The sequence below is a fragment of the Rubrivivax gelatinosus genome (genome assembly GCF_016583785.1).
In the GTDB taxonomy this organism is placed as follows: Bacteria; Pseudomonadota; Gammaproteobacteria; order Burkholderiales; family Burkholderiaceae_C; genus Rubrivivax; species Rubrivivax gelatinosus_B.
In genome coordinates this window covers 1-17,340 of record NZ_NRRU01000067.1, presented here as the reverse complement: position 1 = coordinate 17,340, position 17,340 = coordinate 1, and the positions used below count along the sequence as shown (strand labels likewise).

Sequence of the window (17,340 nt, the reverse complement as noted above, 5' to 3'; positions counted from 1 at the left end):
GCAAGCGGTCCGGCAGAGCCGGCCCGCTGCGGCAGCTTGATGGGATCGTCAGACCGCGAGATCAACGCATGAGCAAACGCCACTTCCTCGAGTTCGAACAGCCGATCGCCGAGCTGGAATCCAAGATCGACGAGCTGCGCTTCGTGCAGAACGAGTCGGCGGTCGACATCTCGGAAGAGATCGACCGGCTCGCCGGCAAGAGCGTGCAGCTGACGAAGGAGATCTATTCCAGCCTGTCGCCGTGGCAGGTGACGCAGATCGCCCGCCATCCGCAGCGGCCGTACACGCTGGACTACGTCAACGAGATCTTCACGGACTTCCAGGAGCTGCACGGCGACCGCCACTACGCCGACGACCAGTCGATCGTCGGCGGTCTGGCGCGTTTCAACGGCAACGCCTGCATGGTGCTGGGCCACCAGAAGGGCCGCGACACCAAGGAGCGCACCGCGCGCAACTTCGGCATGTCGCGCCCCGAGGGCTACCGCAAGGCGCTGCGCCTGATGAAGCTGGCCGAGAAGTTCGGCCTGCCGGTCTTCACCTTCGTCGACACGCCGGGGGCCTACCCCGGCATCGGCGCCGAGGAACGCGGCCAGTCCGAGGCCATCGGCCGCAACATCTTCGAGATGGCGCGGCTGGAGGTGCCGATCGTCACGACCATCATCGGCGAAGGCGGCTCCGGCGGCGCGCTGGCGATCAGCGTCGGCGACCAGGTGCTGATGCTGCAGTACTCGGTGTACTCGGTGATCTCGCCCGAAGGCTGTGCCTCCATCCTCTGGAAGACCGCCGAACGCGCGTCCGACGCCGCCGAGGCGCTGGGCATCACCGCGCACCGCCTGAAGGCGCTGGGGCTGGTCGACAAGATCGTCAACGAGCCGGTCGGCGGCGCCCACCGCGACTCGAAGTGGATGGCGGCGCAGTTGAAGCGCGCGCTCAACGACGCGCTGCGCCAGGTCGTCGACCTGAAGCCGAAGGAACTGCTGGAGCGCCGCTACGAGCGCCTGCAGTCCTACGGCCGCTTCACCGACACCAAGGAGCGCTGAGCTTGCCGGCCGCGGTGGCGGTGGCCGCCAGCGGCGGCCGCGACTCCACCGCGCTGCTGCACGCGACGGCCCGCGCCGCGCGTGCGCACGGCATCCAGGTGCATGCGCTGCACGTGCACCATGGCCTGGTGCCGTCGGCCGACGCCTGGCTCGAGCATCTGCGCACGCAGTGCGCCCGCTGGGCCCGTGCCGGTCTGCCGCTGCACTTCCACGCCACGCGCCTGGGCGGCGCGCCGCAGCGCGGCGACAGCATCGAAGCCTGGGCGCGGCGTGAACGTTATGCCGCGCTCGCGGCGATGGCGCACGCCGCCGGCTGCGGCCTGGTGCTGCTGGCGCAGCATCGCCGCGACCAGGCCGAGACCCTGCTGCTGCAGGCTTTGCGGGGCGGCGGCCTGCAGGCGCTGGCGGCGATGCCGGCGCGCGCCGAACGCGACGGCATCGTCTGGGTGCGTCCCTGGCTGGAGCAGCCGCGCGAAGCCATCGAGGCCTATCTGCGCCGCCACCGCCTGCGCTGGGTCGACGACGAAAGCAACGACGACGGCGCCTACGCGCGCAACCGGTTGCGGCACGCCGTCTGGCCGGCGCTGGTGGCCGCCTTTCCCGACGCCGAGGCGCAGCTGGCCGCGGCCGCGCGCCGTTCCGCGGAGGACGTGGCGGCGCTGCAGGCCGGTGTCGAGGCCGATCTGGCGACGCTGGGCGGCGAGGGCGGCCTGGACACAGCCGCCTGGACCGAACTGCCTGCCGCCCGCCGCACCGCGGCCTTGCGCGGCTGGCTGCGTGCGCTGCTGCCGCTGCCGGTGCCCGACACGCTGGTACGCCGGCTCGCGACCGAACTGCCCGGGGCGCAGGCCGCGCGCTGGCCGGCACCGGGCGGTGAGCTGCGCCTGCACGACGGCCGGCTGCGCTTTGCCGCCTCGGCGCCCGAAATACCGCCACCGGGCGAGTCGACGCTGGACCTGGCGCACGCCGGCTGCCACCACCTGCCCGGCTGGGGCGGCTGCCTGGACGTCGTCGCGGTGGGCGAGGGCGGTGTGGCGGCAGCCCGGCTGCGCCGCGCGACGCTGCGCCCGCGCCGCGGCGGCGAACAGTTCCAGCTCGGCGCGCGCACCCTGCCGCGCTGCCTGAAGAAGCAGTACCAGGCGCGGCGCATCCCCGCCTGGGCGCGTGGCGGGCCGCTGGTCTTCGGCGACGGGCAACTGCTCTTCGCCCCCGGCCTGGGGCTGGACGCGCGCTGCATCGCGCCGCCGGGTGAGCCGCAGTTCACGCTGCACTGGCACACCGACGGCGCCTGACGTCATCGATCGCTGGCCGGTGCAGCCGGCGGCCCGGCTAAAATCAAGCGTTTTTTGCTCGTTACCGGGATCCATGGGACTGATCGTTCACAAGTACGGCGGCACGTCGATGGGCTCGACCGAGCGCATCCGCAACGTCGCCAAACGCGTCGCCAAATGGGCACGCGCCGGCCACCAGATGATCGTCGTGCCCTCGGCGATGAGCGGCGAGACGAACCGGCTGCTCGGCCTGGCCAAGGAGCTGCAGCCGGCGGCGATGACGCCCGCGGCGCTGCGTGAGCTCGACGCCATCGCCGCCACCGGCGAACAGGTCTCGGTCGGCCTGCTGGCGCTGGCGCTGCAGGCCGAGGGGCTGCCTGCGGTCAGCTACTCGGGCTGGCAGGTGCCGGTGCACACCGACACCGCCTACACCAAGGCGCGCATCGGCAGCATCGAAGACCAGCGCGTGCGTGCCGACCTGGCCGCCGGCAAGGTCGTCATCATCACCGGCTTCCAGGGCATAGACGACCTGGGCAACGTGACGACGCTGGGCCGCGGCGGCAGCGACACCTCGGCGGTGGCCGTGGCCGCAGCGCTGAAGGCCGACGAGTGCCTGATCTACACCGACGTCGACGGTGTCTACACCACCGACCCGCGCATCGTGCCCGAGGCGCGTCGCCTGGCGACCATCAGCTTCGAGGAAATGCTCGAGATGGCCAGCCTGGGCTCCAAGGTGCTGCAGATCCGCTCGGTCGAGTTCGCCGGCAAGTATCGGGTGCCGCTGCGTGTGCTGTCGAGCTTCACGCCCTGGGACATCGAGATCGCGGAAGAAGCGCGCTCGGGAACGCTGATCACTTTCGAGGAAGACGAGAAGATGGAACAAGCCGTCGTGTCCGGCATCGCGTTCAACCGCGACGAAGCCAAGATCACCGTGATGGGCGTGCCCGACAAGCCCGGCATCGCCTATCAGATCCTCGGCCCGGTGGCCGCGGCCAACATCGACATCGACGTCATCATCCAGAACGTCTCCAACGACGGCAAGACCGACTTCTCGTTCACCGTCAACCGCGGCGACTACCAGCGCACGCTGGAACTGCTGAAGACCCAGGTGGCGCCCGCCACCGGTGCGGCCCAGGTCATCGGCGACCCGAAGATCTGCAAGGTGTCCATCGTCGGCATCGGCATGCGCAGCCACGTCGGCGTCGCCAGCACGATGTTCCGCACGCTCTCGGAAGAGGGCATCAACATCATGATGATCAGCACCAGCGAGATCAAAACGAGCGTCGTGATCGCCGAGAAGTACATGGAACTGGCGGTGCGCGCGCTGCACAAGGCCTTCGATCTCGATCAGCCGAGCGAGGCCGAGTAGAACTCTTCAAAATTGCGGCTAGAATGCCGCCTCTTCGCCGGAGTCGTGACCGAGTGGCCGAAGGTGCTCCCCTGCTAAGGGAGTATGTGGGCAAAACCTGCATCGAGGGTTCGAATCCCTCCGACTCCGCCAAGCGAACAATCGCCGCCTGAACAAGGTTGCAACGAGAAAGCCGCCAAGTCGCAAGACGAGGCGGCTTTTTCCATTCGGCCACCTCTTCGTGTTATGGATCGGTTGTCGCCGGCATCAGCGCCGAGCCGACCGGCACCACCAGCACGTCGTAGGGTGAAGCGCGCAGCACGCTGCGCGAGACGCTGCCCAGCAGCGCGTCCAGCCACGGCGCTTCGGTCGAACGGCCGACGACGATGAGCTGGCTGCCGGCGCGCGGGCGCCGGGCGAGCAGCTCGGCGGCGACGTCGGCGCCCGGCGCCAGCATCAGGCGCAGGCGCTCGGCCTGCGGCCCCTGCGCGTCGACGACACGCTCGAGTTGCGTGACGCGGCGGCGCAGGTCGCACTCCAGCGTGTGCAGGCCGTCGTGGCCGGCGCGCCTGCTCGGGCGCCATTGGCGCAGCACGTGCAGCAGCGCCACCTCGCCGTCGCCGGCCAGCAGCGCCGGGCCAGCCGCCGCAAGGACATGGCGCGCGGCGGTTCAGGCCACCGCGACCAGCGACGAGCTGGTGCTGCCGCTGCCGGGGCGTGAGGTGGCTGCCGGGCCGTCGGCCTCCTGGCGACAGAGCGCGGCGAACCGGGCGGCGAGCACCTCCATGCGCATCTGCAGGAGCTCGGTCTGCTCGTGCCTGTCCTCGGCGGAGGCGTCCGAGCGCGCGAGCTCCTGCCTCTGCGACGACAGCCAGGCCATCTGCTTCATCACCGACTGGAAGGTTTATCGGCAGGCCGCCGGGCACCGGAGGCCGGCGGCGCAAGCCGTGATCCTCGACTGGGCCGGCACCGTCGTCGACGTCGGCAGCTTCGCAACACGTCGAGGCCCTGGGCCGCGACCCCGAGGTCGCCGCACGCAGGCATTCGCGTTTCGGCCTGCACGGCGAGCTGATTCCGGGCGCGCTCGACGCCGTGCAGGGGCTGCGTGACCGCGGCCTGACGATCGGTTCGACGACCGGCTAGCCGCGCAACGGTGCGCGCCCGGGCCCGTGGATGGCGCTGCCCAACGTGCCCGAACTCGGCTTCGGTGCTGTCGGGCCGCCGCTGCGGCTGGACGCTGGACGAGTATCTGGCGGCCGGCGAAGCCGGGCGTGAACGGGCGTGAACGGGCGCGCCGGCGCGGCCACATCACGTCGTCGACACGATCGCGGTGCTGCCGGCGGTGGTCGAGGACATCGGGCCCCGTCTGGCCGCTGGCGAACGGCCCTGAGCGTCAGGCCTCGCGCCGCGGCCGGCGGCGGGACTCAGAATCGCCAGTCGCTCGTCAAGGCGGCCACGCCGCGCACGGCGCGGGCGCCGAACTCGCTGTAGGGCCGTCCGCGGCTGCCGGCGAGCACGAGACGCAGCGACCAGTCCGGGCGGGCGTGCCAGGCCGCCTCGACCTGCAGCCAGCGGCTGTCGTCGGCGGGGTTCCAGCGCAGGTGGCCGGCCAGGTCGTGGCGGCCGTCGTGCCAGGGGTCGTTCCATTGCAGGCGCAGGTAGAACGCGTCGCGCACCAGCGGGTCCAGCCGGGCGGCGCGGCCGGCGCGTAGCGCACCCAGCGCCTGGCGGCCCTCGGCCGACACCAAGGCCGCGCGGCGCCAGGCGGCCCAGTCGCCGCGGTCCAGGGCGTCGGCGGCGTGGTGCCACTCCAGCCCGAGCACCGCGCCGCTGTCCAGCGTCACGTTGGCCCCGGCCGCCAGCCGCGGGCGTGGCCGTGCCGCGCGGGCCGGGCGGTCTGGCGCCGCGAGGCCCGCGAGCGTCTGCCACTGCAGCTCCAGCAGCGCCAGCCAGCGCGGCGACAGCAGCGCCGTCAGGTTGGCGCTCCATGCCGGGTGTTCGCCGGCTCGCGCCAGCGCCCCGAGGTCCAGCGTCAGCGTCTCGCCGAGGGCGGGCGCAACGCGCACGAACAGGGCCTGCCGGTCGTTGCCGCGCTCCAGGTTCAGGCCCCAGTCGGCGAGGCCGGTGTCGGCGCCCGTCGCCAGGTCCGGCAGCCAGGCGAGTTCGGCGCTGCCCCAGGCGGCGCTGCGCTGCAGCCGCAGCATCACCGCGCCCAGGCGGTTCTCGCGTGCGGCCGCCGGGTTTTGCCAGGCGGCGCCCAGGCCGCCGGCGCGCAGCCAGTCCGACGGGTTCCAGCCCTGCGCCACGCCCTGGCGCAGGTTGACGCGGCCGGCGTCGACGAACCACCCGCCCGCGGGCTCCAGGCTCGTGTAGGCCTCGCGCAGCGCGCCGCCGGTCTCGGTGCGTCCGGCGGGCATCACGCGTGTTTCGGCGCGTGCCGACAGCGCCAGCCGCAGCCCGCGCGCCGGCTGCCACTCGTGCCGCAGGTCCAGCACCTGTTCCAGGGCCGCGGCGTCGGCCCAGGTCTGCGGCTGTCGTGAGTCCCGCAACTCCAGCGTGGTCTGCCAGGCCAGCCCCCAGGGCGGCGGCGCCTCGGGCCGGGCCTCGACGCGAAAGGCCGCCGGGTCGGGCTCCTGCGCCTGCGCAGCGGCCGCGGCGCAGGCGAGCAGGACGCAGGCCGTGAAGGTCGCCGACGACGTCACCGCTCGTCCTTCCAGCGCGGCAGGAAGTCGCGCTGCAGCCAGGCCGCGGGCACCTCGCGCAGCGTGTGTTCCGACAGCTGCATCACCGTCACCCAGCCAGGGTCCAGGCCGTCGATGATCACGGTCTCGGTCGGTCGGACCTCGCCCAGCACCGGCTGCCAGCGCCGGAACCACGCGCTTTTGAGCAGCCGCCCTTCGGCGCTGCGGTAGCGCGCCATCAGCGGGCGGTGGTCGTCGACGGCCAGCCAGTAGTCGACGTCGGGGTAGGCGATCCCGGCCCGGCGCGCGGCGAGCACCAGCCGGTGCGCCGCGACTTCGCGCCCGTCGCCGTCGCGGATGCGTTCGTCACCGGCCCAGCGCGCGTCGTAGTCGCGGGCCAGCTGGGTGGTCATGACGTCGCCGTTGGAGGCCTGTCCCAGCAGCCGCTGCTGCGGCGACAGGCGCACGCTGGCGCGGCTGGCGGGGTCGTAGAACCACAGGTCCTGGCCGTTGCGCAGCATCAGCTTGCCGTGGTCGCGCGCCGGCGCGACGAAACGCACCAGGTTGCGGTACTCGCCGCCGTCGTCGGCCGGGCGGGCGTAGACCACCAGCGTGCTGGCCGCCACCGGCTGGCGCTGGCGGAACTCGGTGAGCTGCAGCCTGACCGAGAAGCTGCCGGGCGGGTTGCGGATGCGGTCGCTGTCGTGCAGCCAGAGCGCCGGGTCGGGCTCGGCGCGGACTGCAGTGCCCAGGGCCGCCAGGGTGGTCGACACGAGGCCGGCGAGCAGACGCCGGCGGAGGCGGTTCTCAGACATGGCGCAGCGCCTCCACGATGGGTTGGGCTGCGGCGCGGCGCGCCGGCCACCACGAGCACAGGCAGGCGACCAGCGTGAACAGCAGCAGCACGCCGGGCACCAGAGCCGGATCGCCGCCCAGGTCCACCGCGATCGGCACCGGCGTGCCGCGGCTGGGCGGCGTCCACTGGAACCTTCCGGTGTTGATCAGCCCGGCGGCCAGCAGCGCCGCGCCGACTACGCCGAGCGCCGCCCCCAGCAGGCCGATCAGGGCGCCTTCCACGAGGAACAGGCGCTGCACGCGGCGGCGCAGCCAGCCGATCGCGCGCAGCGTGCCGATCTCGCGCGTTCGTTCGCTCACCGCCATGTTCAGCGTGTTGCCGACCGAGAACAGCGTCAGCACCACCATCAGCACGACGACGAAACGAAACAGCGTACCGAACATCGTCACCACCTGGCGGAACGCCGGCTGCACCGTCTCGAAGTCCAGCAGTTCCAGGTCGGGACGGTTCAGCGCCAGCCAGCGTGCCAGGTGCGCTTGCACGAGCGGCAGGTCGGCGCTGTGCCGCAGCTGCAGCACCAGGGCCGACACCGCCTGCGAGTCCGGCCCGAAGACCAGGCGCTGCGCCAGCGGCAGCGGCATCGCGACGTGGCTGGCGTCGGCTTCGCGCTGGCCCAGCCGCTGCGCCGCCAGCAGCTGTAGGCGCACGACGTTCGGTGCGCCTCCGGCACCGGAGGCCAGCAGCTCGATCTCGGCGCCGCCGCGGGCGGGTGCGCGTGCCGCCGCGGCCTGTTCGCCGAGCCGGTCCAGGTCCGCGGACCAGGCGGCCGCGGAGGCCGGCGGCGCGGCCGGCGCCGCCTCGGGCATCGGCTTGCAGCCGTCGACACGCAGCTCGGCGCACAGCCCGAGCTGCTGCGCCAGCCCGGCCCCGATGACGCCGGCCAGCGGTCGGCCGCTGTCCAGCGGCGAGGCCAGCGCGGCGATGCCCAGCGCGTGTCCGTCCCAGCCCAGCATGCGGGCCCGCGCCTGCGGCTCCCAGCCCTGGCCGACGAAGGTCGTCGAGGCCCCGGCCTCGAAGCGCCCGGCGACGCCGCCGGCCTGCAGCATCGACGTCGCCACGGCCAGTCGCGGCGCGAGCACCGGGTCGGCGCGCAGCGCGGCGAGCACCGCGTCGCCACCGTGCAGCGCATAGCGCGCGGCCTGCCCACGGCCGAAGTCCAGCGCGCCGCGCCGCACGATCTGCAGGTGGCCCACCTGGCGCACGGTGTCGGTCTCCAGCGTGCGCACGGTGGCCGTCAGGTAGCCGCCGAGCAGCGTGCTGGACGCGGCGGCCACCGCGACGATGGCCAGCGTCAGCGCACTGCGGCGCCGGTTGCGCAGCAGGTTGCGCCATGCCAGGCGCAGCAAGGCGGACGTCTCGCGGGGGGGCACTGGGACACCCTTCGGCCTGCCGGCCGTTCCCGCCGGGCGGGAATGAGCCCCGGACAAGTCCTGAGGGCTCATGCCAGCCTCCCGTCGAGCAGCTGCACGCGCACGTCGGCTTCGTCCAGCAGCGAGGGGTCGTGCGACGAGAAGACGAAGGTGACGCCGGTGCCGCGCTGCAGCGTGCGCATCAGCGCGATGAGTGCCTGCCCGCTCGCGCGGTCCAGGTTGGCGGTGGGTTCGTCGGCCAGCACCAGGCGCGGACGGTGCACGAGCGCACGCGCGACGGCCACACGCTGCTGCTGGCCGCCGGAGAGTTCACCGGGCCGGCGCCGGTGCAGGCCCTGCAGCCCCACCGCCTCGAGCATCGAACGCGCGCGCTCGCGGCTGCCCGTGCTGCTCGGGCCGGCCTGCAGCAGCGGCAGCTCGACGTTCTCGAGCGCGCTCATCACCGGGACGAGGTTGAAGGACTGGAAGACGAAGCCGATGCGTTCGCCGCGCAGCCGCGTCAGCGTGTCGTCGTCCAGGGTGTCCAGCCGGGTGCCGTCGAGCGACACCGCGCCTTCGTCGGGCCGGTCCAGCCCGCCGATCAGCTGCAGCAGCGTGCTCTTGCCGCTGCCCGACGGGCCGGCGAGCACCGTGAAGCGGCCGGGCGCGATGTCCAGGTCGACGCCGTCGACGGCGGCCACCGGCGCGCGGCCCTGGCGGTACACCCGGCGCACGCCGCGCAGGCGCACGCGGCCGGCGGCCGGGCACACGGGATCGGGTTCTTGCATGGGGGTCCTTTCGTCGCCCGCCGCCAACGGCGGGCCGGGACCGATTGCAGCCGCGACCTGCCGCGCGAAGGTGTCGTGCGGCCCGCCGCCTGGTGTCGTACTGCGTCAGTGCGGCCGGCGGACAAGCTGGGATACAAAGCGCCGGTGCGCGCTGCCTACACTGGCTCTCCGTGAGCCCTCCCGACCACATCCTCGTCGTCGACGACGACCCCGAGATCCGCCGCCTGCTGGCCCAGCAGCTGGAGCGTCAGGGCCTGCGGGTCAGCACCGCCGCCCAGGACCGCGAGTTCTGGGCCGTGCTGGCGCAGTCGCCGGTGGACCTGGTCGTGCTCGACGTGATGCTGCCCGGCACCGACGGCGTGGCGCTGCTGCAGGCGCTGCGCCGCGGCCCGTACGCGGCCGTGCCGGTGATCATGCTCACCGCGCTGGCCGACGACGTCGACCGTGTCATCGGCCTGGAGATGGGCGCCGACGACTACGTGCCCAAGCCCTTCACGCCGCGCGAGCTGCTGGCGCGCATCCGCGCGGTGCTGCGCCGCGCGCGCATGCTGCCGCCGGGCCAGGCTGCGCAGCGCCTGCGTTATGCCCACTTCGGCGACTGGACCCTGGACCTGGCCGAACGCAGCCTGGTGCACGCCGGCGGCACGGTGACCCCGCTCAACGGCGCCGAGTTCGGCCTGCTCGCCTTTTTGCTCGACCACGCGCAGCAGGTCGTCACGCGCGACCAGCTGCTGGTGCAGCTCGCCGGCCGCGACGCCGAGGTCTTCGACCGTTCGATCGACCTGCGTGTCTCGCGCCTGCGCAAGCGCCTGGGCGACGACGTGCGCGAGCCGGGCTACGTGAAGACCGTGCGCCACGAAGGCTACGTGCTCGCGCGCGAGGTGCTCTGGTCCGCCGACGCGCGGCGCCGGACGCCGGCGTGAGCGGGCCCGCGTCGCGCTGGCCGGGCAGCCTGCACGCGCGGCTGCTGCTGGCGGTGCTGGGCACGATCGTCGCGCTGCAGGCGCTGAGCCTGCTGTCGCTCGGGGCCTGGCGCGGCTGGCAGGCGCGGGTGCTGGCCAACGGGCTGATCGTCGAGGAACTGCGGCACGAGCGCGCCCGGCTCCTCGCGCTGCCGGCCACGGCACGCGCGGCCGCGCTGCTGGGGCGCGAGCGCGCCGCCTACGGCTGGCGCCTGGTCGCCTCGGGTGAACCGGCGGTGCCGGTGCACGATTCCGATCTCGACGATCTCGTGCGGGCGGCGGCGCAGGCCGGCCTGCCGCGGCCCGTGGCCACGCAGCGCGACGGGCGTCCGGCGCTGCGCGTCGCGCTCGATGGCGGGCAGGACCTGATGATCGTGTTCCGGGACGAACTGCCGACGACGCGCCCGAGCGGCGCCGAGCTGCTGGCCTGGCTGGCGGCGGTCGCGCTGCTGGTCGGCATGGCTGCTTGGCGGCTGGTGTCGCAGCTCACGCGCCCGCTGCGCGACGCCGCTGCGGCGGCGCGCGCGATGACCGCCGACCTCGACCGCGAGCCGCTGCCCGAGCAGGGCCCCGAGGAGGTGCGCACGCTGACGCGCACGCTCAACGCGCTGCAGCACGAGGTGCGGCGCCAGCTGCGCGCGCGCGCCAGCCTGCTGGCCGCGGTGACCCACGACCTGAAGGCGCCGCTGACGCGCATGAAGCTGCGCAGCTCGGCGCTGGAGGACGCGGAACTGCGCCGCCGCCTGGAGCACGACCTGGACCTCATGGATGCCCTTGTCGAGCAGGGCCTGGCCTATGCCCGCAGCGAGCGGCTGCAGGAGACGCGGGTGGCCGTGGACCTGGACGCGCTGCTGGACAACCTCGCCGAGCAGGCGCGCGACCTGGGCCAGGACTGCCGCTACGCCGGCCCCGGCGTGGTCACCCTCGTCGCCGCGCCGCGCGCCCTGCAGCGTCTGCTGCAGAACCTCGTCGACAACGCGCTGCGCTACGCGGGCAGCGCCGAGATCGAGCTCGACGAGCGCGCCGACGGCGTCGAGATCCGCGTGCTCGATCGTGGCCCCGGGGTGGCCGGTGGCGATCTGGAGCGCATGTTCGAGCCCTTCGTGCGCGGAGCGGCGGCGCGCGGCGACGACGGCGGCTCCGGCCTCGGGCTGGCGATCGCGCGCAACCTCGCGCGCGCCCACGGCGGCGAGCTCGCGCTCGAGCCGCGCGACGGTGGCGGGCTGGTGGCGCGCGTGCGGCTGCCGCGCGCCTGACCCTCGGACTGCGCATGCATCGCCCCTCCGTCCTCTCGCCGCCGGCGGCCCGTGCGCCGGCCGCTGCTGTGCCTGCTCGTGCTGGCCCTGCCGGCCTACGGGCAGTCGGCGGTGCTCGTGCAGCTGCTGGGCCTGGCGCACCGCCAAGTCGGCGCCGCTGAACGGGTCGACCTGCTCGGCGCCACCGCCGTGCTGTTGCAGCAGGTCGAAGATCTGCGCCCGCGCTGGCACGAGCGCCTGATGCCGCGGGACCCCCCGCGCCCGGCGGTGGCCCAGGCGCGCTGGTGCGACGCCGTGCCCCAGCTCTCCGAACGGCCCCCTCGAGCCTGACCTGGCCCCGTCCGTCGCCCTGCGCGCCGTGTCGCAACGGTTCTGTTGATCGCGGGCCGGCCGACGGCGTGTCGCTTCTCCGGCGGCCAGTGTTCCCGGGGCCTTCAGAGCATCTTCATCAGCCGCGGCAGGAACTTCATCTTTCTGCACACGCCCAAGACCGCAGGGCCGCGCCGCATGTACGGATCTGTGTGGCGGGCGGGGAGTCATCCCTTTCCCTACCGCGACCAGCACCTGGCAACAGACGCAAGATCCCCATGTTGACAACTGTTGATAGTGCGCCAATGATGCGCCTATGAGCAGCAACACCATGAGCTTCGCGCTGCCGGAAGCGATGCGGCAGTACGTGGATCAGCGCGTGCGCTCAGGGCAGTTCGGCAACACCAGCGAGTACCTGCGGGAGTTGATTCGCCGCGACCAGGAGGAGCAGGCCAAGAAGCGGCTGCGCGAACTGATCGAGGAAGGTCTGAGCTCCGGGCGCGGTGAAGTTTTGACGGCTGAGCGTGCGGTCGAACTGAGAAATCGAGCGCTGGGTGACTCGCGTTGAAGCCCGCCAGGCTTCGGCCGCGCGCGGAGCTTGATCTTGTCGAGCTTGCCGGGCACTACGCGCGGGAAGGCGGCCGCGCTCTCGGCGAGCGCGTCTTCGACGCGGCACTGGACGCGCTCACTCCGATTCAGCGGATGCCAGGTTTGGGGTCGCCGCGGTTGGGGCTGCTCTGCGAGATCCCTGGTCTGCGCTCATGGCGGGTGGCCGGCTTTCCTCTGCAGTGGCTCTACCTCAAGGCCGACGACCACGTCGACGTGATCCGGTTGCTTGGCGACCGGCAGGACATCATCGCGATCCTCGGCGGCGACGGCTGAAATACAAGACGAAGACGGTCGGGCCGTGAGTGTGGGAACGCCCGGTGGGAACGGCCAAGAATCGCAAAAAGTCGTTTGGCGACAATGTCGTTCGGCTCACTCCGACCCCGCCAAGCGAACAATTGCAGCCTGAACCGGCTGCATGAAGAAGCCGCCAAGTCCCAGGACCTGGCGGCTTTTTTCTTTGTCCGGCGATTCCCGGGCCTCCCTCGGCATGTGTCCCCGTTCCACCTCAGGGCGTGGGAACGGGGAGAGGGCGCCACAACGCCTGCTGCGCAGGCTTCAGTGGTGGACCTGGCGCCGCGCCAGCGCCTGCCACTGTCGGCTTGCGGGCCGCGTTCCCGATTGGGCTGAGGACGGGCGGCAATGCCGACCGTTTGTGGCGTTCAGGACGGCTGGCCGTGGCGGCAGCGCTTGAGCGGCCTGCGCTCCACCGAACTCGGCAATCGCAACCATGCACACGCTCATCGACGCTTGGGTCTTGTTCGCCCCGACGACGCTGCTTCTGTTGTCGCTCATCTACCTGGTCGCCGCGACCTTCAGCGGCCTGTCGGGCTTCGGCTTCTCGGCCATCGGGTGCCTCAGCCTGATCCTGCTTCCGGCGCAAGTGGGGGTGGCCTTGCTGATGGCGCTGTCACTCGTGACCCAGGCGTCGAGCTACGGCAGCCTGCGTGCGGAGATGCGCCACCATGGCGGCCGCTGGCAACGACCCGACGGCGTGCTGCCGTTTCTGGTGGGAGGCACCGCCGGCATGCCTTTCGGCCTGGCGATCCTGGCCGAGTTCGGCGGGCGCGGCCTGACGGCGGCACTGGGTGTGTTGCTGGTGGCCTATGCGGCCTGGTCGCTGCTGAAACCGGCTGCGCTCCAGCTCCGCAAGCGCCATCCGAGCGCTCGCGCGGGCCTTCTCGTGGGCGCGGTCGGCGGCATCGTCGGCGGGTTCTCGGCCTTCCCGGGTTCGGCGCTGGTGGTCTGGAACGGCCTGACGGGCGTCAGCAAGGAGCGCGGGCGTGCGCTCGTGCAGCCCTTCGTGCTGTGGATGCAGCTCGTCGGCCTGTCGCTGCTGCTGGCGACCCGGCCCCAGATGTTCGATCGCTCCTTCGTGTTCCTGTTCGTGACGGCGCTGCCGGCGGCGCTGCTCGGCAACCGGCTCGGCGTCGGCATCTACCGGCGCACCGGCGACCGGGGCTGGCGCCGCTTCACTTTCTGGGCGCTGGGTCTGTCCGGTGCCGGGCTGGTGATGAAGGTGGCGCTGACATGAGCCGTCCGTGCGGGAGGCTGTCGGCTTTGTCCCTGCCAATCCGATTGCAACAGGCGAGGCCGCAATTCCTGCGGCCCGACAAGAGGACTCGAACATGCACACCTGGATCTTCGGCGGCCTCGCGGCCGCCTCCTTGGCCGCAGCGGCGGCCGTGACCGAGCCCGTCGCCGGGCCCTTGTACGCCTGCCGGGCGCCCGCGGGCCTGGAGGGCGAGCCGCCCGTCGTGAGCTGGGCCGAGGGCGACGCCGTGGTCGTCGTGCCGGCGCGCGCCGGGCAGGCGCTGCCGGCCTACCTCTTTGCCGCGCCGGCACAGCGGCAGGCTCCGCCGCAACAGCTGCGCCTGGGGCCGGGCTCCCTGGATGCGGCGGCCGTGTCGCTGATGCTGCCTTCCGGGCTCGTCCTGGCCTGCGAAGTCAACCACGAGGACTGAGCGGTGCGGCCCTGCGCTGTCGGGTTCGGGCGCCGGACGACGATTGATCCAGGGACGGCGACTTGTCCGTTGCAACCGCACCCGGAGCCTCCCGATGAAGATCACCATCCCCGCGCCAGCGCTGCGCAACACGCTCGTGCTGGCCACGATGCTGGCCGCGGCCGGCGCGGCCAGCGCGCACGACGGCGGCGGGTCGGACCATCCGCCCGATCCGCTGGCCAAAAGCGTGATGAACGTGCGCCGCGCCACGGCTGCCTTCCAGGACGTCGAAGCCGCCAAGGCCGCCGGTTATGCGCAGTTCCTCGACTGCACGGCCGACTCCGCCGGCGCGATGGGCGTGCATTACCTCAACGGCACTCTGGTCGACACGACTATGGCCGATCCGCTGCACCCGGAGGCGCTGACCTACGAGCCGCAGGCGGATGGATCGCTGAAGCTCGTCGGCGTCGAGTACATCGTCTTCCAGGACAGCTGGGATGCGGCCAACGCCCAGCCGCCGACGCTGTTCGGCCACCCGTTCCACCTGGTGCGCAGCCCCAACCGCTACGGCGTGCCGTCGTTCTACGAACTGCACTTCTGGGTCTGGCGCGCCAACAAGCTCGGGCTGTTCGCCGACTGGAACCCCGACGTGCGCTGCCCGACCGCCGCCGCCAACTGAAACCCGACAGGAGTCATCCTCATGCCCCGCTACGTGATCGAACGCAACTTCCCGAACGGCCTCACGATCCCGATGAACGACGAGGGCCGCCAGGCCGTCGCCCGCGTCATCGCCAACAACGCCGAACGCGGCGTGACCTGGATCCACTCGTACGTCGTCGCCGACCGCATGAAGAGCTTCTGCATCTACGACGCACCGTCGCCCGAGGCGATCCTGGCCTGCGCGCAGGCGAACGGGCTGCCCGCCGACCGCATCACGCTGGTCAACGTGCTGGACCCCTATTTCTACCTGCCCTGATGCGTCTGCCGCGCCGGGGCCCGGCCCCGGCCGGCAGGCGCCGCCTGCGCCCGTCTCCCTGTTCGATCTTCCACTGAAACCGCCGATGAATCATCTGCTTGCCATCGACCGGCAGGGGTCGGTCTGCATCCGTTCTTCCAGCCGCAGCGTGTCACGGCGCAGCGCGCCGCAGGCCTTGCGCTGTGGATCTTCGGTGCTTGACCCGGCTCAATCCGGCTTCGACACTGCCGCGATGAACACCCGCGCCGCGTCCTCACTGGCGAGCGAGCTGCAGCATGCCGATGCCGGCGACGGCGAAGCGGCCGCGAGGCTGTTCGACACGCTGTATCGCGAGCTGCACCGCGTCGCGCGGCGCGAGGTGCACGCGCATGCCGCCGGCATGACGCTGGGCGCGACGACGCTGCTGCACGAGACCTACCTCGACATGGCGGGCCGCGAGCTGAGCTTCCCGGACCGGGCGCGTTTCTTCGCCTACGCGTCGCGTGCGATGCGAGGGCTGATCGTCGACCGGCTGCGCGCGCGGCACGCGCTCAAGCGCGGCGGCGGCCTGCAGTTCACCGAGTGGAAGACCGACGCCGTCGGCGTGCCCCCGGCCGGTGACGACGGTGTCGTCGATGCCCTCGCCGCGCTCGCACGCGCCGACGCCGCGCTCGCCGAACTCGTCGACCTGCACTGCTTCGGCGGCCTCGAACTCGTCGAGATCGCCGCGCGCCGCGGCGTCAGCGAACGCACCGTGCAGCGCCACTGGGAGAAGGCGCGCCTGTACCTGCGTCACGCCTTGGGCGAATAAGGTCCACCGGTGGTGCTGCCCTTCGCCCCCGCCGACTGGGCGCGGCTGAGCCCGCTGCTCGACGAGCTGCTCGATCTGCCGCCCGCAGCACGCGCGGCGCGGCTGGCCGCGGTGTCCGCGGACGACCCCGACAGCGCCGCGCAGCTCGCCGCGCTGCTGGCGTCCGACGGCGACGAGGACCCGCTGGCGGCCCTCGGCACCGCGGGGCCGCAGGCTGCGGCCGCCGCGGTCGGTGCCTGGCGGCTCGAACGCCGGATCGGCGAAGGGGGCATGGGCAGCGTCTGGCTCGCGCGCCGCGGCGACGGTCGCTTCGACGGCGTGGCGGCGGTGAAGCTGCCGCACCGCGCCTTGCTGGCGGGCGACGGCCGCCGCCGCTTCGCGCGCGAAGCGCAGGCGCTGGCACGGCTGGCGCACCCGCACATCGCCGCGCTGCACGACGCCGGCGTCACCGACGACGGGCAGCCCTATCTGGTGCTCGAACACGTCCCGGGGCAGCCTATCGATGTCCACTGCGACGAGCGCCGCCTCGGCGTCGCGGCGCGCGTCGGCCTGCTGCTGCAGATGCTCGACGCCGTGGCGCATGCGCACGGCCGGCTGGTGCTGCATCGCGACCTGAAGCCGTCGAACGTGCTCGTCACCGACGACGGCCGCGTCAAGCTCGTCGACTTCGGCATCGCGTGGCTGCTCGACCCCGACGAGGAGGGGCAGGCGACGCAGCAGATGCTGACGCCCGAGGGTGCCGCACCGGAGCAGGTGCAGGGCGCGCCACTGGCCGCCAGCACCGACGTCTACGCCGCCGGCGTGCTCGCCTACCGCCTGCTGGCCGGCTCGCACCCGACTGCGCAGCCGGGCGTGCCCCGGGCGGCGCTGCTGCGCGCGGTCGTCGAGCGCGACGCACCGTCGCTGGCTGCCGCTGCGGCGCAGGCGACGCCGTCGGTCGCCGCGAGCCGGGGCACGACACCGGCGGCGCTGGCGCGTGCGCTGGCCGGCGACCTCGAGGCCATCGTCACGAAGGCGATCGAGAAGCATCCGGCCGCGCGTTACCGCGACGCGAGCTCGATGGCCGAGGACCTGCTGCGCTATCTGCAGCATCAACCGGTGGCCGCGCGGCGGGCCGGTGCCGGCTACCGTGCCGCGCGCTTCCTGCGCCGCCACCGCGTCGCGG

Annotated in this window: 19 protein-coding genes, 1 tRNA gene and 1 pseudogene; 15 read left to right on the top strand and 6 right to left on the bottom strand. The window is 72.7% G+C overall.

Annotation, left to right across the window (positions count from 1 at the left end):
* Positions 1-68 precede the first annotated feature (68 nt).
* The 4 genes from CKO43_RS16905 (at position 69) to CKO43_RS16890 (ending at position 3,812) form a co-directional block, all read left to right on the top strand.
* The gene (locus tag CKO43_RS16905) at positions 69-1,040 is read left to right on the top strand and encodes an acetyl-CoA carboxylase carboxyltransferase subunit alpha (protein ID WP_200230776.1); all 972 of its coding nucleotides are present in this window, start codon (positions 69-71) and stop codon (positions 1,038-1,040) included.
* A 2-nt stretch (positions 1,041-1,042) separates the two neighbouring features.
* Complete coding sequence (gene tilS / locus CKO43_RS16900) at positions 1,043-2,332, top strand: tRNA lysidine(34) synthetase TilS (RefSeq protein ID WP_200379330.1); 1,290 nt, start codon at positions 1,043-1,045, stop codon at positions 2,330-2,332.
* Between the two features lie 73 nt (positions 2,333-2,405).
* On the top strand, positions 2,406-3,680 hold the full coding sequence (locus tag CKO43_RS16895) for an aspartate kinase (RefSeq protein WP_200379329.1): 1,275 nt from the start codon (positions 2,406-2,408) through the stop codon (positions 3,678-3,680).
* A 39-nt stretch (positions 3,681-3,719) separates the two neighbouring features.
* Positions 3,720-3,812: transfer RNA gene (locus CKO43_RS16890), tRNA-Ser, on the top strand.
* 91 nt (positions 3,813-3,903) lie between these two features.
* Here the strand turns inward: CKO43_RS16890 and CKO43_RS16885 are convergent.
* The 6 genes and pseudogenes from CKO43_RS16885 to CKO43_RS16860 all read right to left on the bottom strand — a co-directional run.
* A pseudogene (locus CKO43_RS16885) lies at positions 3,904-4,308 on the bottom strand (universal stress protein); the annotation flags it as partial.
* Positions 4,309-4,329: 21 nt separating this feature from the next.
* On the bottom strand, positions 4,330-4,548 hold the full coding sequence (locus CKO43_RS16880; RefSeq protein WP_200379328.1) for a hypothetical protein: 219 nt from the start codon (positions 4,546-4,548) through the stop codon (positions 4,330-4,332).
* A 535-nt stretch (positions 4,549-5,083) separates the two neighbouring features.
* Positions 5,084-6,361: a hypothetical protein gene (locus tag CKO43_RS16875; RefSeq protein ID WP_200379327.1), complete on the bottom strand. Its 1,278-nt coding sequence runs from the start codon at positions 6,359-6,361 to the stop codon at positions 5,084-5,086.
* A complete protein-coding gene (locus CKO43_RS16870) occupies positions 6,358-7,155 on the bottom strand; it encodes an outer membrane lipoprotein-sorting protein (protein WP_200379326.1) in 798 nt (265 codons plus the stop codon). The genes CKO43_RS16875 and CKO43_RS16870 overlap by 4 nt, the downstream gene beginning before the upstream one ends.
* Positions 7,148-8,566, bottom strand: coding sequence for an ABC transporter permease (locus CKO43_RS16865; RefSeq protein ID WP_346728271.1), 1,419 nt, complete (start codon positions 8,564-8,566; stop codon positions 7,148-7,150). The genes CKO43_RS16870 and CKO43_RS16865 overlap by 8 nt, the downstream gene beginning before the upstream one ends.
* 68 nt (positions 8,567-8,634) lie before the next feature.
* Complete coding sequence (locus CKO43_RS16860) at positions 8,635-9,333, bottom strand: ABC transporter ATP-binding protein (protein ID WP_200379324.1); 699 nt, start codon at positions 9,331-9,333, stop codon at positions 8,635-8,637.
* Between the two features lie 170 nt (positions 9,334-9,503).
* Here CKO43_RS16860 and CKO43_RS16855 point away from each other — a divergent pair, with 170 nt between their 5' ends.
* From CKO43_RS16855 to CKO43_RS16805, 11 genes are all read left to right on the top strand, one after another.
* The gene (locus CKO43_RS16855; protein ID WP_200379323.1) at positions 9,504-10,256 is read left to right on the top strand and encodes a response regulator; all 753 of its coding nucleotides are present in this window, start codon (positions 9,504-9,506) and stop codon (positions 10,254-10,256) included.
* Positions 10,253-11,551, top strand: coding sequence for an ATP-binding protein (locus CKO43_RS26330; RefSeq protein WP_200379322.1), 1,299 nt, complete (start codon positions 10,253-10,255; stop codon positions 11,549-11,551). Before CKO43_RS16855 ends, CKO43_RS26330 begins: the two co-directional genes overlap by 4 nt.
* Positions 11,552-11,602: 51 nt before the next feature.
* The gene (locus CKO43_RS16845; RefSeq protein ID WP_200230801.1) at positions 11,603-11,881 is read left to right on the top strand and encodes a hypothetical protein; all 279 of its coding nucleotides are present in this window, start codon (positions 11,603-11,605) and stop codon (positions 11,879-11,881) included.
* Between the two features lie 295 nt (positions 11,882-12,176).
* Positions 12,177-12,428 (top strand): type II toxin-antitoxin system ParD family antitoxin, encoded by a 252-nt coding sequence (locus CKO43_RS16840; protein ID WP_200230803.1) that lies wholly within the window; start codon positions 12,177-12,179, stop codon positions 12,426-12,428.
* A complete protein-coding gene (locus tag CKO43_RS16835; protein WP_200379321.1) occupies positions 12,425-12,742 on the top strand; it encodes a type II toxin-antitoxin system RelE/ParE family toxin in 318 nt (105 codons plus the stop codon). The genes CKO43_RS16840 and CKO43_RS16835 overlap by 4 nt, the downstream gene beginning before the upstream one ends.
* A gap of 454 nt (positions 12,743-13,196) precedes the next feature.
* The gene (locus CKO43_RS16830) at positions 13,197-14,000 is read left to right on the top strand and encodes a sulfite exporter TauE/SafE family protein (protein WP_200379320.1); all 804 of its coding nucleotides are present in this window, start codon (positions 13,197-13,199) and stop codon (positions 13,998-14,000) included.
* Positions 14,001-14,094: 94 nt separating this feature from the next.
* On the top strand, positions 14,095-14,430 hold the full coding sequence (locus CKO43_RS16825; protein ID WP_200379319.1) for a hypothetical protein: 336 nt from the start codon (positions 14,095-14,097) through the stop codon (positions 14,428-14,430).
* Positions 14,431-14,524: 94 nt separating this feature from the next.
* Positions 14,525-15,088 (top strand): hypothetical protein, encoded by a 564-nt coding sequence (locus CKO43_RS16820; protein WP_200379318.1) that lies wholly within the window; start codon positions 14,525-14,527, stop codon positions 15,086-15,088.
* A 21-nt stretch (positions 15,089-15,109) separates the two neighbouring features.
* Positions 15,110-15,385 (top strand): DUF4242 domain-containing protein, encoded by a 276-nt coding sequence (locus CKO43_RS16815; RefSeq protein ID WP_200379317.1) that lies wholly within the window; start codon positions 15,110-15,112, stop codon positions 15,383-15,385.
* Positions 15,386-15,617: 232 nt separating this feature from the next.
* A complete protein-coding gene (locus tag CKO43_RS16810) occupies positions 15,618-16,175 on the top strand; it encodes an ECF-type sigma factor (RefSeq protein WP_200379316.1) in 558 nt (185 codons plus the stop codon).
* Between the two features lie 12 nt (positions 16,176-16,187).
* Positions 16,188-17,340 (top strand): protein kinase domain-containing protein (locus tag CKO43_RS16805; RefSeq protein WP_200379315.1); only part of this gene is annotated, 1,153 nt, incomplete at its 3' end.

Coding starts and splice junctions, on each gene's coding strand:
- CKO43_RS16905 (WP_200230776.1), top strand. CDS start 69: ATGAGCAAACGCCACTTCCTCGAGTTCGAACAGCCGATCGCCGAGCTG.
- CKO43_RS16895 (WP_200379329.1), top strand. CDS start 2,406: ATGGGACTGATCGTTCACAAGTACGGCGGCACGTCGATGGGCTCGACC.
- CKO43_RS16880 (WP_200379328.1), bottom strand. CDS start 4,548: ATGAAGCAGATGGCCTGGCTGTCGTCGCAGAGGCAGGAGCTCGCGCGC.
- CKO43_RS16870 (WP_200379326.1), bottom strand. CDS start 7,155: ATGTCTGAGAACCGCCTCCGCCGGCGTCTGCTCGCCGGCCTCGTGTCG.
- CKO43_RS16860 (WP_200379324.1), bottom strand. CDS start 9,333: ATGCAAGAACCCGATCCCGTGTGCCCGGCCGCCGGCCGCGTGCGCCTG.
- CKO43_RS16840 (WP_200230803.1), top strand. CDS start 12,177: ATGAGCAGCAACACCATGAGCTTCGCGCTGCCGGAAGCGATGCGGCAG.
- CKO43_RS16830 (WP_200379320.1), top strand. CDS start 13,197: ATGCACACGCTCATCGACGCTTGGGTCTTGTTCGCCCCGACGACGCTG.
- CKO43_RS16825 (WP_200379319.1), top strand. CDS start 14,095: ATGCACACCTGGATCTTCGGCGGCCTCGCGGCCGCCTCCTTGGCCGCA.
- CKO43_RS16820 (WP_200379318.1), top strand. CDS start 14,525: ATGAAGATCACCATCCCCGCGCCAGCGCTGCGCAACACGCTCGTGCTG.
- CKO43_RS16815 (WP_200379317.1), top strand. CDS start 15,110: ATGCCCCGCTACGTGATCGAACGCAACTTCCCGAACGGCCTCACGATC.
- CKO43_RS16810 (WP_200379316.1), top strand. CDS start 15,618: ATGAACACCCGCGCCGCGTCCTCACTGGCGAGCGAGCTGCAGCATGCC.